The organism is Bradyrhizobium sp. Pa8, from assembly GCF_052588265.1.
Genome location: NZ_CP176767.1, coordinates 6,423,543 through 6,439,407, shown reverse-complemented (window position 1 = coordinate 6,439,407; position 15,865 = coordinate 6,423,543). Strand labels below are relative to the sequence as shown.

The 15,865-nt window shown below is 65.9% G+C and carries 10 protein-coding genes; 7 read left to right on the top strand and 3 right to left on the bottom strand.

Annotated elements, in window-relative coordinates:
• The first annotated feature begins 86 nt into the window (after positions 1-86).
• Entirely contained in the window at positions 87-3,638 is a 3,552-nt protein-coding gene (locus tag ACKWRH_RS30565) for a hybrid sensor histidine kinase/response regulator (RefSeq protein ID WP_445216534.1), read from the top strand.
• Positions 3,635-4,288 (top strand): response regulator, encoded by a 654-nt coding sequence (locus ACKWRH_RS30560; RefSeq protein ID WP_445216533.1) that lies wholly within the window; start codon positions 3,635-3,637, stop codon positions 4,286-4,288. Before ACKWRH_RS30565 ends, ACKWRH_RS30560 begins: the two co-directional genes overlap by 4 nt.
• Positions 4,289-4,364: 76 nt before the next feature.
• Here the strand turns inward: ACKWRH_RS30560 and ACKWRH_RS30555 are convergent, their stop codons facing one another.
• Positions 4,365-10,073, bottom strand: coding sequence for a negative regulator of septation ring formation (locus tag ACKWRH_RS30555; RefSeq protein WP_445216532.1), 5,709 nt, complete (start codon positions 10,071-10,073; stop codon positions 4,365-4,367).
• A 393-nt stretch (positions 10,074-10,466) separates the two neighbouring features.
• Between ACKWRH_RS30555 and ACKWRH_RS30550 the strand changes: the two genes are divergently transcribed.
• Positions 10,467-10,841, top strand: coding sequence for an Hpt domain-containing protein (locus ACKWRH_RS30550; RefSeq protein ID WP_445216531.1), 375 nt, complete (start codon positions 10,467-10,469; stop codon positions 10,839-10,841).
• A gap of 166 nt (positions 10,842-11,007) precedes the next feature.
• Positions 11,008-11,328 (top strand): 2Fe-2S iron-sulfur cluster-binding protein, encoded by a 321-nt coding sequence (locus ACKWRH_RS30545; RefSeq protein WP_014493954.1) that lies wholly within the window; start codon positions 11,008-11,010, stop codon positions 11,326-11,328.
• Positions 11,329-11,343: 15 nt separating this feature from the next.
• On the opposite strand, the gene ACKWRH_RS30540 is transcribed toward ACKWRH_RS30545, so the two are convergent.
• Complete coding sequence (locus tag ACKWRH_RS30540; protein ID WP_063982232.1) at positions 11,344-11,811, bottom strand: acyl-CoA thioesterase; 468 nt, start codon at positions 11,809-11,811, stop codon at positions 11,344-11,346.
• Between the two features lie 182 nt (positions 11,812-11,993).
• Between ACKWRH_RS30540 and ACKWRH_RS30535 the strand changes: the two genes are divergently transcribed.
• Both ACKWRH_RS30535 and ACKWRH_RS30530 read left to right on the top strand, forming a co-directional pair.
• A complete protein-coding gene (locus tag ACKWRH_RS30535; RefSeq protein WP_445216530.1) occupies positions 11,994-13,022 on the top strand; it encodes an NAD(P)/FAD-dependent oxidoreductase in 1,029 nt (342 codons plus the stop codon).
• A gap of 107 nt (positions 13,023-13,129) precedes the next feature.
• A complete protein-coding gene (locus ACKWRH_RS30530) occupies positions 13,130-13,741 on the top strand; it encodes a DUF2147 domain-containing protein (RefSeq protein WP_445216529.1) in 612 nt (203 codons plus the stop codon).
• A gap of 260 nt (positions 13,742-14,001) precedes the next feature.
• Here ACKWRH_RS30530 and ACKWRH_RS30525 read toward each other — a convergent pair whose 3' ends face one another.
• Entirely contained in the window at positions 14,002-15,102 is a 1,101-nt protein-coding gene (locus tag ACKWRH_RS30525; protein WP_445216528.1) for a hypothetical protein, read from the bottom strand.
• 399 nt (positions 15,103-15,501) lie between these two features.
• Between ACKWRH_RS30525 and ACKWRH_RS30520 the strand changes: the two genes are divergently transcribed.
• Positions 15,502-15,858, top strand: a complete 357-nt coding sequence (locus tag ACKWRH_RS30520) for a hypothetical protein (protein WP_445216527.1) — start codon at positions 15,502-15,504, stop codon at positions 15,856-15,858.
• The last annotated feature ends 7 nt before the right edge of the window (positions 15,859-15,865 follow it).

Sequence of the window (15,865 nt, the reverse complement as noted above, 5' to 3'; positions counted from 1 at the left end):
GCCTTCCATGCGATTGAAAACGCTCTAGTATCCGCCCGCTTCGGCCGCTCGTCGCGGGCGATCAGACGGTCTCGAGTGAGGATGTCTTGCAGGCGTGGTTCGTTCTCGCGGTCGCGGCTGGTTATGTGACCACGCTGTTCCTGATTGCCTGGTGGGGCGATCGGCGGAGCGTCGACGGGCCGCTGGTTTCGCCCAAATCCTGGGCCGCCGCGATCAGCTACTGCCTGACGCTTGCGGTCTACAACACCTCCTGGAGCTTCTACGGGTCGGTCGGTCGTGCCGCCACCAGCGGGTTGGACTTCGTCACGATCTATGTCGGGCCGACGCTGGTGCTGTTGTTCGGCCAGCCGCTTCTGTCCAAGGTGATTGCAATCGCCAAGGCCCAGAACGTCACCTCGATCTCCGACTTCATCGCCGCCCGCTATGGCAAGAGCCAGGCGCTTGCTGCCTTCGTGACGCTCGCATCCCTGCTCGGCGTCCTTCCCTATATCGCGCTTCAGCTCAAGGCCGTCGGCAAGAGCTTCGACTATCTGATCCTCCAGCCGGAGCGGGCAGGCGGTGAATCGCTCCGGTTCTGGCAGGACTCGGCGTTCGGCGTCGCCTCGTCGATGGCGCTGTTCGCGATCGTGTTCGGCGTCCGGCATGTCCACGCCAGCGAGCATCATCGCGGGCTGATGCTTGCGATTGCCTTCGAGAGTGTCGTCAAGCTGGTCGCATTCCTGATCGTCGCGCTATTCGTGCTGTTCGGCCTCTCCGGCGGGCCGCTCACTCTGCTGTCGCAGTTTCAATCGGACCCGCAATTGGCGGGGATACTGACCTTCGACCCAACGCAGCCGGTTTGGCCTTCGACGATCCTCATCTCGGCGATCGCCTTCCTGTGCCTGCCGCAGGCGTTTCACGTCGCGGTCGTCGAGAATGAGGCGCCGAGCCACACGCGCACCGCGGCGTGGCTCTACCCGACCTATCTGGCGCTGTTCAGTCTGCTGATCCTGCCGATTGCCGCGGCAGGGCTCGCCAGATTCGGTGCGATGATGGACCCCGACACCTACGTCATCTCGCTGCCGGTTGCGGCGGACGCGAGCACCGTCAGCCTGATCGCCTTTCTGGGCGGACTGTCGGCCGCCACCGGCATGGTGATCATGACCTCCGTCGCGCTGAGCACCATGCTGTGCAACGACGTCATCATGCCGCTCGTGCTGCGCTCGCGATTCTTCGGCCTGCGCGCGCAGAGCCAGCCGGTGACCTCGATGCTGGTGGCGGTGCGCCGGCTGTCGATCCTCGGCATCCTGCTGCTCGCCTATCTGGTGCATCGCCTGGTCAACCAGACCTATCCATTGACCGTGATTGGTCTTCTGTCGTTCGTCGCGGTCGCGCAATTCGGTCCGGCGTTCGTCGGCGGCCTGTTCTGGCAACGCGCAAACAAGACCGGCGCGTCAACCGGGATCGCAGTCGGATTTTTCGTCTGGGCCTACACGCTGTTGCTCCCATCGGCCGCGCCACTCTGGCCCGCGATCGAGGAGATTATTCGCCAGGGCCCGTGGCGGCTCGCCTGGCTCAAGCCCAATGCGTTGTTCGGCCTCGAGGGGCTCGACCCGATCTCGCATGCCACTTTGTGGAGCCTTACGGCCAACCTCGTCTGTTTCCTGGCATTCTCGGCGCTTGGACGGCAGTCGACCGTCGAGCGCAACCAGGCCGCGGCGTATGCCGATGGCGTCGTGCGCGAGATGGTCCCGAAGCTGTCCTCGCGCGTGCTGGTCCGTCTCGACGATCTCCGCGCGCTGGCGCTGCGTTTTGTCGGTGTGGAGCGGGGCTCTGCGGCTTTCGACAGTTACCGCGCTTCCCGCACGACCGGCGCCGGGCCGCGCCTCGATCCGTCGGGCCTCGTCGATCTCGACTCGATCCGCTTCACGGAGAATCTTCTCGCCGGTGCAATCGGCGCGGCGTCGGCGCGCGTGGTGATCGCAGCTTCGCTGGAAGGGCACTCGCTATCGCGACGGGAGGCGATGGCGATGCTGGACGAGGCCTCCGAGGCGTTGCGCTTCAACCGCACCCTCTTGCAGAGCACGCTCGAAAGCGTGCCGCAGGGGATCTGCGCGTTCGACGCCGATTTCAACATCACGGCCTGGAACGGCCGCTTCATCGCGCTGCTGGACCTGCCACCGGACTTCGTGCGTGTCGGCCTTCCCTTGGCGGAGCTGATCGTCTTCAACGTCGAGCGCGGCGAATATGCCGCCTCCGAGTTCGCCGCGCTCCTGGTCAATCGGGACGTCGCCACGCAGAGCTGGCCCTATTTGTACGAGCGCAAGCGGCCGGACGGCACCGTGCTCGAGATCGTCTACGATCGCGTCGCGGAGGGCGGCTACGTCTCGACCTATACCGACGTAACCGAGCGGCACCGCGCGGCGGAGGCCCTGCGGCGGGCCAATGAGGATCTCGAGCTGCGCGTCCGCGAGCGCACCGAGGCGCTCGAGCAGGCGAAGGCGGAGGCCGAGCAGGCCAATCTCGACAAGACCCGTTTCCTGGCGGCCGCCAGCCATGATCTGCTGCAGCCGCTGAACGCCGCGCGGTTGTTCCTGTCCGCACTCGACGAGAGTCTGCATGCCTCGTCGCAATCGGGTGACGCCGATAAGGAACGAACCTTGGCGAGCAGCGCGATCACGGCACTGCGCTCGACCGAGCATGTGCTCGACAGGCTGCTCGACATTTCCTCCTATGATGCCGGTGCCGTTCGCGCCGAGCCGTTCGAATTTCCGATTGCGGATATTCTCGTGCAGTTGAACGTGGAGTTCTCGGCAATGGCGCGCGAACGTGGTCTCGCGCTGCGCGTCGTCGATTGCAGCATCGCTGTGCACAGCGATCCGCATCTGTTGCGGCGGATCTTGCAGAACCTGCTGTCGAATGCGCTTCGCTATACGCTCAAGGGCCGCATTCTGCTCGGCTGCCGGCGACGCGGCGGCGACCTGCGCATCGAAGTCTGGGATACCGGCGTCGGGATCGCCGCCGAGGACCAGAAGCGGATATTCGAGGAGTTCCATCGCCTCGCGCCCGGATCGGAGAAGGGCCTGGGTCTCGGCCTTGCGATCGTTGATCGTGTCTCGCGGCTGCTGGGCCACGCCGTCGACGTCCGATCGCGGCCGGGACGTGGCTCGTGCTTTGCCGTCGCGGTGCCGCTGGCGCGCGGAGCGGGAACTCCGCTTCAGCGCAAGCCGGCCAGCGTGGCGCCGGCAGTGGCAGAGCGCGCGATGACGATCCTGTGCCTCGACAACGATGCGACCATTCTCGACGGCCTCACGGCTCTGCTGGGTGGCTGGGGGCACCATGTGCTGGTCGCTGCGGACGCCGACGGAGCGATGCTTGCCGCCGCTGCCAGTCCGCCGGATGTCGTGCTGCTCGATTACCACCTCGACGGCGGTCGCAGCGGCTTGGACTTTCTCGACGATCTCAGGCAGAAGTCGGGTCGCGACGTCCGCGCGCTGATCATCACCGCCGATCGCCGCGAGGCGGTGCGCAAGGAGGCGAGGGCGCGCGGCTGCGAGATCCTGTCGAAGCCGGTCAAGCCGGCGGCGCTGCGGCGCTTCCTCGGCGGCGAGGCCCTGAGCCGGCAGTTCGGTGGGAAACAGAGGACGTCGTCGGCGTGACCATGCGCATCCTTATCGGTGACGATCACCCACTGGTACAGGCCGCCTTGCGCAGCGCACTCTCGACCGTGCTGCCCGACCTCGAGATCATCGCCTGCCAGTCGCTCGACGAGGCGTTGGCTGTGCTCTCGGCCCAGTCCGACGAGATCGACCTGATCCTGTGGGACCTGACGATGCCCGGCATCCAGGGATTTGCCGCACTGTTCATCCTGTCGGCGCAGTTCCCGACGGTGCCGGTCGCGATCATCTCGGCGCGGCAGGACGCCGCCACCATCCGCCGCGCCATTGCCTATGGCGCATCCGGCTACATCCCGAAATCGCTCGGCCTGCCCGAGATGGCGGACGCCATTACGCGCATCCTCGCCGGTGAAATCTGGATGCCGCCCAATATCGGCGGTCGGGGCTCGATCCAGAGCGCGGATGTCGAGCTCGCCGCGCGAATGGCCTCGCTGTCGGCGCAGCAGCTGCGCATTCTCGCGATGATCGTCGAGGGCAAGCTCAACAAGCAGATCGCGGGCGAGCTCGACATCGCCGAGCAGACGGTGAAAGGCCATGTTTCGACGATCCTGCGCAAGCTCGGCGTCGGCTCGCGTACCCAGGCCGCCGTCCTGGCCGAGCGGCTGTCGTTCGGCCAGCCCGGGGCCCATTGAGCCGTCGACATCCAAATGAAAACGGAGGCCGTGAGGCCTCCGTTCTCATTGGCTATTCGTTGTCGCTACGGGCTGATCACCCGAGCCGACCCGCCGCATGCGCGAGCAGGGTGTAGACCAGGCCCGTCTCCGAGGTCAGGTGGCTGCGCAGCTCCTGCGGACCACGGCCGTCCCGGGCGACTTCGTCGAGCAGGCGCTCGAACTCGGCGACGTAGCGGTCGACCGTGCCCTTGAAGTTGCGGTCGGCGCGGTACTTGCGGGCGACCTCGTCAAAGGCCTTCTGGCCGGCAGGCGTGTAGAGGCGCTTGGTGAAGGCCTTGTTCTCGCCGCGCTGGTAGCGGTCCCACATCTCGGCGGCGAGGTTGCGGTCCATCAGGCGGCCGATGTCGAGCGACAGCGACTCCAGCGGATTGCTGCCACCCTGTGGAGCCTGCGGCTGCGGCGCGGGTGCCGCGCGGCCACGCGGGGCCTCACGTCCGGTCGGAGCACCCTGGTTGGCGTCCGTGCGGTTCAGGAGGTCCGACAGCCAGCCGTCGCGGCCCTGGTCGTTGCCCGCGGGCGCGACCGGAGGCGCTTCGGTGCGGCGCGAGGCGGCGGGCATGCCGAGGTCCGGCGGCGGCAGCGTCGAGGCGCTGCCGGTGTCGCGGCCGCGGGTCTCGGTGCTGCGCGCGCCGACGGCTGCCATCAACGGCTCTTCCTGGCGCTGCACGCTGGCGCGGCCCGTCGTGGAGACGTCGAGGCCACGGCCATGCTGGGCCACGATGCGGTTGAGCTCGGCGAGGGCCTCGATCTGGTCGACGATCACCTTGCGCATCTGCGCAGTGCTCTCGGCGGCCTCCTGCGGCATCTCGAGCACGCCGCGGCGCAGCTCGTTGCGGGTGGCTTCGAGCTCGTTGTGCATCTCGAACGCCATCTGCTTCATGCTGGAGACGAGGTTGGTGAACTTCTCGGTCGACTGCTTGAACATCGTATCCGCCTCGTCCGTGGTCTGGCGGTAGATGTCGTGCATGGCCTCGATGGTCTGGCGGTGCTCCTCCTCGGACGCCACGCGCACCGCCTCGAACTGGCGGGTGATCGCGGCGGAACCTGCGCCGGCGGTCTCCGCGACGACGCGTGCGATGTCGCGGGCACGCTCTTCGGCGGCGGCCAGCGATTCATCGAGCAGGCCTGTGAAGCGCGACAGACGCTGGTCGAGATCGGCCGTGCGCAGGTCGATGGTCGTGACGAGCGATTCCAGCGCCTGCTTGCGTTCGGCGAGGGAGGCGGTGGTGTTCTTGTTGCTCACCTCGACGACCTGCGCGGCCTCGACCAGCGCCTTGCCGTGCGCGTCGAACTGGGTCGACAGCTCGCCGAGGTCCTGCAGGGCCCGCGTGGTCTTCGTGTTGAAGACGTTGAGCTGGTCTTCCAGGTTCTGCGTCGCAGCGCCGTTGCGCGAGGTGACGTCGTTCATCGCCGAGACGAAGTCGGCGACGCGCGTCACCAGCGCCCGCTCGAGCGAGTTGAGGTTGTCGTGCGCACCGGTCAGCACCTCCTGGAGGAGGATGTTGCCTTCGCGCAGACGCTCGAACAGGGCCACCGTGTCGGTACGCAGGATCTTGCTGGTCTCCTGCATCTCGGTGACGGCCGCGATCGAGACCTGGCGCGACTGGTCGATCGCCGAGCGGGAGGCCTGTTCGAGGTCCTTGAGCGACTTGCCGACCGCGCCGGTGGCCATCTCGCTCGCCGCGTTGATGGTGCGGGCGACTTCGGAGCCGTTGCCCATCATCGTCTGCGAGAACGCATGGCCGCGCGTCTCGATCGACTTCAACGCATCCGAGGTGACGCGGTCGATATCGAGCGTGAGCTGGCTGGTCTTCGAGCCGATCGCGTCCACCAGCGCGCCGCGCTTGGCGTCGATCATGTTCGACAGACGGTCGGCCTGCTGCTGCACGTAGGTGACGATCTCGTCGGTCTTGCCGGTCATGGCCTGGCCGAAGCTGCTGCTGGCGGCAAGCACCGAACGCTCGACGTCGGCCGAGCTCGACTTGACGCGCGAGCTTGCCTCGTTGGAGGCGTTGATCAACGCGTTCTGGGCGTTGAGCGCGCTGGTCTGGATGTCGTTGGTGGCGTTGGTCGTGGCCGTGCTCAATGCGCGCTCGATTTCGGTCGAGATCGTGCGGATCTGGCTTGCGGCATCCGCCGAGGTCGAAGTCAGCGAGGTCTGCGCCTCACGCGCGCTGTTGAGGATGGTCGAGGCGGTGTCGGCGCCGACCGAGGTCAGCGTGCGCTCGATGTCCGTGGTCAGCGACTTGATCTGGCTTGCCGCATCCGTCGAGGCGGTGATCAGCGTGCCCTGGGCCTCGCGCACGCCGCTGGTGAGCGCCTCGATGGTGGCGCCGCCGGCGGTCGCCAGCGCGCGCTGCATCTCGGCCGCCAGCGAACGGACCTGGCTGGTCTGTTCGGCCGAGACGGAGAGCAGGGTGCTCTGGGCGTCGCGGGCGCTGGTCGTGATCGTCTCGGCCGTCGACTGGCCGACCTGCGAGAGCGACCGATGCACTTCGACCGCGAGCGACTTGACCTGGGTCGCCGCATCCGAGGACGCGTTGACGAGCGTGGTCTGGGCTTCGCGGGCGCCGGTCATGATGGTCTCGGCGGTCGAGGTGCCGGCCATCGAGAGCGAGCGCTGCACGTCCGAGGACAGCGCCTTGATCTGGTTGGCGGTCTCGGTCGAGGCCGCGATCAGCGCGCTCTGCGCATCGCGGGCGCCGGCGGTGATCGATTCCGCCGTGGTGGCGCCGGCCAGCGACAGCGAACGCTGCACGTCGGCGGTGAGCGTCTTGACGTGGTTGGCCGCGTCCGAAGACGCCGTGACGAGCGTGGTCTGCACCTCGCGGGCGCCGGCCAGGATCGAGGCTGCGGTGGCAGAACCGGCTGCCGACAGCGTGCGTTCGACGTCGACCGCGAGCCCCTTGATCTGGTTGGAGGCATCGCCCGAGGCCGCGACCAGGGTCGACTGAGCCTCGCGGGCGCTGGTCAGGATCGAGTTCGCAGCACCGGTGCCGACCGCGGTCAGCGCGCGCTCGACCTCGGTGGAGGTCATCTTGAGCTGGGCGTTGACGTCGGAGGAGACCGTCATCAGCGACTGCTGCGCGGTACGCGCACCGGTCTGGATCGTTTCGCTGGTGTTGACGACGAGGTTGGTGAGCGAGCGCTCGGCGTCCTCGACATGCGAGCGGATCGCGGTCGAGATCATCTCGGCGCGGGACATCATGTCCTCGCTGGCCTGACGGCCGCTGCTTTCGATGCGGCCGGCGACGGCTTCGACACGCGAGCCGAGCAGGTCCTCGAACTGCGCCACGCGCACGTCGATGTCGTTGGCGACCGAGCCGACCTTGGTCTCGATGGCCTGGTGGATGTCCTGGAAGCGCGCCGTGACCGTGTCGGTCAGGTGGGTGCTGCGGCCGTCGATCATCTCGGCGACGCCGGTGATGCGGCGGTCGACCGCCTCGATCGCCTGCGCGGTGCCGTCCGTGAGCGTCGAGGTCAGGAGGGTGAGGCGCGTGTCGATCGACTGCACGGCCTGCGAGGCGCCGTTCGTCACCGCAGTCGTCAGGTAGGTGAGGCGCGTGTCGACGGATTCGAGCGCCTGCGCGGCGCCGCCCGTGAGCGTCGTCGTGAGGTGCGTCAGCCGCGTATCGATCGACTGGATGGTCTGCGATGCGCCATCGGTGAGCGAGGTCGCGAGATGGTTGAGGCGGGTATCGATCGTCTCGATGGCTTGCGATGCACCGTCAGTGAGCGACGTCGTGAGGTGGGTGAGGCGGGAGTCGATCGACTGGATCGCCTGCGCGGCACCGTCGGTCAGCGACGAGGCGAGGGTGTTGAGGCGTCCGTCGATGGTTTCGGTCACCGACTTGGCGCGGGTGTCGAACGACTGTTCGAGCGCGGCGACGCGGCCGACGAGCTGGTCGTCGAAGGTCTTGAGGTGGCCTTCGATCGTGCCGTCGAGGCTGACGATCTTGTCGTTCAGCGAGGAGTCGAGGTTGGTGACACGTTCGCCGACCGTGGTCTCGAACTGCACCAGGCGCTGGTCGAGCACGGCCGTGATCGCCCCGCCGTTCGAGGTGAAGCGGGTATCGAAATTGTCGACATAGGTCTTCAGGCTCTCGGCGATGTCCTGGGTGCGCTGGCCCATGCGATCGACGATCTCGCCGCCGAACGTCTTCACGGTGCGGTCGAACTCGGAGATGTGGCGGGTGATCAGCGCGCCGAGCGTGCCGGAGTCGCGGGCGAACTTCTCGACCAGCTCGGTGCCCTGGTTCTTCACCAGCTCGTCGAACGCGCTCATCTGCAGCGACAGCGAGTCGTGCGCGGTCTCGGTCTGGCTGACGACCTTGGCGACGAGCGTGTTGACGGTGGCGTCGAGCGCCTCGCTCGCCTTGTCGCCGGAGGTCATGATGTGGCCGGCGAGCCGGTTGCCGGCATCGTCGATCTTGGCGGAGAGGTCGCTGGAGCGCAGCTCGAGCTCGAGCAGCAGCGAGTCCGACGAATTCTTCAGGCTGTCGTGCACCTGCTCGGTGCGCTCGGAGATGCCGTCGACGATCGCGGCGGAGCGCTGCTCGAACTCGCCGGTGATGCGGTCGATACGTTCGTTCAGCATCTCGTGGACGCGGTCGGCGAGGTCGACGAACTCGTCGTGGACGTGGCCCGTTTTGAAATTGAGGCTGGTGGTCAGCCGCTCGCTGGCGTCGAGCACGGCGCGCGTGGTCTCGTTGCTGGCCTCCTCGAGGCGGTCGAGCAGGTCGCCGCCGCGCTCGCCGAGCGCGAGGATCATGTTGTCGCCGGCATTGCTCAGTGCGCCGGTGATGTGGGCGCCGCGCTCTTCCAGCGCGCCGGTGATGCTCTTGGCGACCTCGTCGACGCGCGAGGCGATCGCGTCCGAGATCAGCGCGATGTCGTGGCGCAGATCGATCTGCACGCCGGAGATGGCGCTGCGGACCTGCTCGGCCTGGCCGACCAGATTGTCGCGCTGGTGCGCGATGTCCTGGAGCAGGGAGCGGATGCGGACTTCGTTGTCGGAATAGGCGCGCTCGAGCGCCGCAACCTCGTTGGCGACCAGCGTCTCGAGCTCGCCGGCGCGCGCGATGGCGCGCTCGATGCCGTCGCCCATCGCCGCGACCTCGCGGCGGATGGCCTGGCCGACGGTGACCATGGAATCGGATGCCGAGCCTTCGGGCTCGGAGAAGCGGATCGCGACCTGCGCCATCGCCTGCGCGATCATGCGCATTTCCTGGCCGCGCCAGACCAGGCTCGCAAGGAAGTAGAACAGCATGATCGGCGCGAAGAACATCGCGATCAGGCCGGCGATGACGAGCACGCCGCCGCTCTGGCCCATGGCGGCCTGGATCGAGGGCAGGAAGCCGACGGTGAGCGCGGCGCAGGCTGCGAGCCAGACGCCGGCGAAGATGGTGGCGAAGGTGTAGACGCTGCGGGCAGGGCGGCCCTTCTGAAGCGCCTGGAGCAACTGGCCGATGGTCTCGCGGTCGTCGTTGGCGGCGCGGCGCGAGGTGCGCGGCTCCTCGATCGTATCGAACACGGTGGCGCGCTCGTTGGCGGCAGGACGCGGCTCGAAGGTCGGCTCGTCGAAGATCGGGGGGGCCGGCGGCCCCACCGGAGACGACGTTTCGTTGCGCATCGAGGCGTTGCGGCTGGTGTCCGCGGCCGTGTCGCTGATGTTCAGGGCTTCCTGGATCGCAGAAAGCGCAACTTCTGTGGGGTCTTTGACCTTTTTCGGAGTGTTCGCCATGTTCAGTCCGAGCCCTCGTTACTTGTACGCGTCCCCCCGCGAGCCCGCGCTGCGCAAGCCCACAGACCGGATCATGCCGCTTGCGCGGATTCCCGAGCCGTCCCCACCCGGACGGCTTGTCCGCCAATTTCTGCAACATCCTATTGGCAGAGCGTCGCGAATGAAATGCCCGGGATTAAGACAATCTTAATCATCGTTAACAGGATAGCGCCGTAACGCCTTAGCAATAAATGGAATTCTCCACCGGACTCGCCAGATTGCGGCAACTTTTCGTCAATAAGCGGGCGGATTTGCGTAAAACGGCCCAAACACTTCGTTAACCATTTCCATGCTTCCGTGGGGGGAGCTTGACCGCCGGAGCGGCGGACATCGCGCGATGCCGGGGCCTGCGCCATGACGCCTGAACTGCAACGGATGGACTGGATGCCTTCGCCCCCGCTTGCACCCATCGACAGCCCGCTCGACCTCGATCACCTCTCGCGCATGACGCTCGGGGACACTGAGCTGGAACAGGAAGTGCTCGCGATGTTCGCCGAGCAGGCGGTCCGCTTGATCGCGGCGATGGCAGCACTGCCGGCCGAGGCCGGCGCACTCGCCCACAAGCTCAAGGGCTCGGCGCGCGGAATCGGCGCCTTTGCAGTGGCGGATGCCGCCGCCAGCCTGGAGACCGCGGTCCGGACCGGCCATGGCCAGCCCCACGCCTTCGCCGCGTTGAAAGAGGCGGTGACCGAGGCTCGCACCGCCATCGAGGCGATCCTGAAGCCCTAGGGCGACAGGGTCAGAAACCGCGCTCTAGTCTTTTGTTTTGACGCGTTTTCTTCCCGCGAAGCGGGATTCACGTCGCTTCAAAACCCTATGGCGCCGGGCGGATCGACCCGTTATAGGACAGCCCGGACCCTCCTTCATTCGCAACATCGCGGCAGCACGAGCACACATGGCCAAGATTAACTTTGTCGACCACAAGGGCGAAACCCGTACGGTGGAAGTCGAGAACGGCGCGACCGTGATGGAAGCCGCCATCCGCAACAGCATTCCCGGCATCGAGGCCGAATGCGGCGGCGCCTGTGCCTGCGCAACTTGTCATGTCTATGTCGACGAAGCCTGGCGCGAGAAGGTCGGCAGCCCGACGCCGATGGAAGAGGACATGCTCGATTTCGGTTTCGACGTGCGCCCGAACTCGCGGCTGTCCTGCCAGATCAAGGTCTCCGACGAGCTCGACGGGCTCGTCGTGGCGACGCCGGAACGGCAGGCCTGATCGTCCCTCGCTATATTAGATGCTCGGCGGCGCGACCTCGATACCGCGCTTGTGCCAGGGCCTGAGCTTCTCGATGATCTCAGCGGTGAGCGGTGCGGGCCGCCGCGTCGCCTCGTCGAGCATGACGCCGACCGACATCGCCGAAGCGATGCACTTTCCTTCCGAAAACACCACCTGTTCGAAGGTCACCGACGTCCGTCCCAGCTTGACCACGCCGAGGCCGAGCTCGATCGTGTTCGGCCAGTGCAGCTCGGCGCGGAAATGGATGTCGAGCCGCACCATGATCCAGGCGAGGCCCGGCGGCGTCAGCCCGTATTCCGGGCTCTTCATCAGCGTGACACGGCCGGTCTCGAAATAAGTGGCGTAGACCGCGTTGTTGACGTGCTGGTTCGGATCGAGATCGCCGAAGCGGACATTGTCGCCGAGACGATAGGGATAGTCCTCCAGGCGCGGCGTCGTATCGAGGCGGCTTGGTGCGTTCACCGATTGATCTCCGTCATATCGCATCCCGTTACAGCCCAGTTATCCTGACCCGGCAAGTGGGCGCGGCTGCGGGGTGCTCCCGCTTTTATGCCTTCCCTGATCCATCCCCGTTGGCTAGACAGGCAGGGTCACTTCTGCCCCCCGGGCGCCGTCCAACCGATAACGATCGATAAAGAGACGACATGAGCGACGTGATCAAAACCGATGTGCTGATTATTGGCGCCGGCCCCTGTGGTCTGTTCGCCGCCTTCGAGCTTGGCCTTCTCGACATGAAGGCGCATTTCATCGACATCCTCGACAAGGTCGGCGGCCAGTGCGCCGAGCTCTATCCGGAAAAGCCGATCTACGACATTCCCGGCATTCCGCACGTTTCGGGGCAGGGCCTCACCGACGCGCTGATGGAGCAGATCAAGCCGTTCCATCCGACCTTCCATCTCGGCGAGATGGTGGAGACGGTGGAGAGGATCGGCGATCCCTTGTTTCGCTGCACCACCGACGCGGGCAAGGTGTTCGAATGCAAGGTGGTGGTGATCGCGGCCGGCGGCGGCTCGTTCCAGCCCAAGCGCCCGCCGGTGCCGGGCATCGAGGCCTATGAAGGCACCTCGGTGCACTACGCCGTGCGCAAGATGGAGACGTTCCGCGACAAGAGCGTTCTGATCGTCGGCGGCGGCGATTCCGCGCTCGACTGGACGCTCAATCTGCATCCGCTCGCCAAGCGCATCACGCTGCTGCACCGGCGCGACGATTTTCGCGCCGCGCCCCACAGCGTCGAGCAGATGCGCGCGCTGGTGGCCGACGGAAAGATGGATCTGCGGCTCGGGCAGGTCACCGCGCTGTCCGGCACCGAGGGCAAGCTGACCGGCGCCACCGTCAAGGGCAACGACAACAGCGTGAGCGAAATTTCCTGCGATACCATGCTGCCGTTCTTCGGGCTGACCATGAAGCTCGGTCCGGTCGCGAACTGGGGCATCGCGCTGGAGAACAATCTGGTGCCGGTCGAGACGTCCGCGTTCGAGACCAACGTATCAGGCATCTTCGCCATCGGCGACATCAACACCTACCCCGGCAAGATCAAGCTGATCCTGTGCGGCTTCCACGAGGGCGCGCTGATGTCGCAAAAAGCCCATCGTTACGTCTATCCGGAGAAGCGGCTCGTGTTCCAGTACACGACCTCGTCCTCCAGTCTGCAAAAGAAGCTCGGTGTCAACTGACGGCACCGGGTTCGGCAGGCGATGCCCCATGTTTCTGGTGCTGGAACCGTTCGCGAAATCGCCGTAGTCTGCGGCCATTGCAGTGGCGGCTTAGCAAGGTGATCATAATGCGGACTCTCTTTTCCAGCTTTCGGCTGCTCTCGCTCCTCGCGTTCGCTCTTGCGCTGACGCCGGGCGCGGTGAAGCCGGCTGCCGCACAGGCGCAGCAGCCAACCGCCGCGGGTCTTTGGCAGAAGACCGAGGACGGCAAGACGGTGGGATGGTTCCTCTTCGTCGACCACAACGGCATCTTCGAAGGTGTGATCGCAAAAACCTTTCCGCGCCCCGGCGACGACCCGAACGAGGTCTGTGCGAAATGCACGGATGATCGCAAGAACGCGCCGGTGCTCGGGCTCTCCTTCATCCGCGACATGAAGCGCGACGGCTTGAAGTATGACGGCGGCAACGTGGTCAATCCGCGCGACGGCAACATCTGGAAGGCCAAGATGTCGGTCAGCCCGGACGGGCAGACGCTGACCATGCGCGGCTTCCTCGGCATTTCCCTGTTCGGCAAGGACGAGACCTGGACGCGTCTTCCCGACGCCAACATCGCCCAGGTCGATCCTGCCATCGTCGCCAAATATCTTCCGGCACAGGCGACCGCCGCGACGACGAAGCCGGCGACCGCGCCCGCAGCGAAGAAGGGCGGCGCCATGATGGCGCCGGCGCCGAAGCAGTAGGTTCGCCGTCGGCCGTAGTTGCCGTCAAGGCTGTTGCCTCACACGCCACTGTCATTCCCCGCGACCCGGCGACGCCAAGGCTTCGCCGGGGCTTCAGTCTAGGGGCGCCGAAGCTTCAGCGTAGGCGGCAAGCGGGGAATCCAGTACGCCGCGGCCCCTCCGTATCCTCGCACTGTCTCTGGAATACTGGATCGCCCGATCAAGTCGGGCGATGACAGCTGAGTGTTTGGTGGTGCGCTCGCAATGGCGGGGAGAGACCGTCAATACGTCCGTGCCTTCTTGCAAGGCGCGTAGAACGTGCCGTTGCCGGCGACGACCCGCTCGAGGCATTGCCTGGGATCGGTGATCTCGCCGTCGACCTGGAAATAATAGGCCTGCGATCCCAGGCTCAGGACGTAATGTCCCGGCGCAAGCTCGAGCCCTGAATCGCCGGTGTGAAGCTCGTACATCTCGGGCTTGCCCGGGATCGGCGACACCCGGAACGGATAGGCGAAGTTTCGGATCACCCCGACATCTTCTCCGCCGCCCAGATTTTTGCCTGCCGCATCGGTCGAAAACTCCCTGGCGATCTTCGCGACGACCCGAACCTCGACGCGCTCCGGGATCACGTTCGCGGCGTCCCGCCGAAACACGATGAATTTGACGCGGCCGTTCGGCAGATGCGGGCGATCGGGCTTCTTGAACTCCGGTGAAATCGCGATGCGCATGTCCGGCGCCATCACGCCGGTTGCATTCAACTCCGCCAGCGATTTGTCGTCGATCAATGCGTAGATGCCGTAGTCGGTTGGCAATATGCGCGTCGGCGGAGGCGGGGCGGGGGTGATCATTTCCGGCTTGGCGACCGTGATCGTCGTCTCCGGCTTGGGCGATACCTGCGCGATCTCCGAGGCCTGGGACGAAATCTGCCGGCGCAGCGCGGCGATGTTGTCTCGCTGCGAGACGATCAGGATGACTGCGCCAACGGCAAGCAGGATGGCCGCCGTACGCTTGATCACCGGTAGGAGCGGGCCCGAGATCACAGGCAGCTTGCTGCGGGATATCTCGATCCTCGATCGCAAAACGGTCGCGTCGCCGGACACCAGAAGACCGCCTGTCTCATTCGCCTTTGACGACGTGAGCTGTTGTGACGGCAAGCGCTCCAGCGGCGCCTCGTCGCGCGAGAATTTTTCGACCTCCTCGATCGCGACCTCGAGCGCCCGCTTCATCTGGTCGATGTTCCTGGCGTCGGCGTAGGTGAACTGCTCCTGGAGCTTGTAGCGGGCAAGGTCGTAGACCATCTGCCGCCTGGCTTCGGCGTCGTCCTTCACTGTCTCGAGCATGCGCGAAATCACGAGCGCAAACTGCACTTCGCTTGCGGGCAAGTCGGTCGGATCCTGCTGGCCAGGAAGCAACTCTCTCGAACTCATAGCGCTGACGGTCCAATGCCAGTCACGCCAACACCTGATTTCTCTAATTGAAACAGTTGATTAAACGAAGCGGCCTGCGTCCGCGGCCGTTTCGTACACGTCCTCGCGGAACAAGGAAAGCCTCCAAAACAGCTGCGGCAAATTGCCGACGCGTTGGACATGCAGGACGTGCGCACCAGCCGGGGCAACACCGTGCGGCCGTAGTTCTCCGGAATGCGCGCTGGCGCCAGATTTGCATAGCTGTCGCAAAGCCGCTGGGGAGCGGGTCGCCGTCTCCACGCCTGCCGCCACCGTGCGGAAGGCGGACGGCGGTGTCTGTCCCTCGCGGCGCTGATTGCGATCCGCGGAGACGACATGCGACTTGCCAGACTATGTGCGGCGGCGCTGCTGGGGCCGATGGCGCTGCTTGCGACCTCGGCGCTGGCGCGCGACGACGGCCGCTATGCCAACTCGCCGCTAAAACCCTGGTTCGAGAGCCTGCACAGCAAATTCGGGCAATGCTGCTCGGATGCCGACGGCTACGTCATAGCCGACGTCGACTGGGAATCCGATAGCGGCCACTACCGCGTGCGCATCGACGACGAATGGGTCGTCGTGCCCGACGGCGCCGTGATCACCGAGCCGAACAAGATCGGCCGCACCATGGTGTGGAAGCACTATGTCGACGGCCATCCGCGCGTGCGCTGCTTCATGCCCGGCAGCATGACTTAGGGGCGTT

Excerpts from the sequence above, each read along its gene's own strand:
- ACKWRH_RS30545 (WP_014493954.1), top strand. The coding sequence starts at position 11,008 with ATGGCCAAGATTAACTTTGTCGACCACAAGGGCGAAACCCGTACGGTG.
- ACKWRH_RS30530 (WP_445216529.1), top strand. The coding sequence starts at position 13,130 with ATGCGGACTCTCTTTTCCAGCTTTCGGCTGCTCTCGCTCCTCGCGTTC.
- ACKWRH_RS30550 (WP_445216531.1), top strand. The coding sequence starts at position 10,467 with ATGACGCCTGAACTGCAACGGATGGACTGGATGCCTTCGCCCCCGCTT.
- ACKWRH_RS30555 (WP_445216532.1), bottom strand. The coding sequence starts at position 10,073 with ATGGCGAACACTCCGAAAAAGGTCAAAGACCCCACAGAAGTTGCGCTT.
- ACKWRH_RS30520 (WP_445216527.1), top strand. The coding sequence starts at position 15,502 with ATGCGACTTGCCAGACTATGTGCGGCGGCGCTGCTGGGGCCGATGGCG.
- ACKWRH_RS30535 (WP_445216530.1), top strand. The coding sequence starts at position 11,994 with ATGAGCGACGTGATCAAAACCGATGTGCTGATTATTGGCGCCGGCCCC.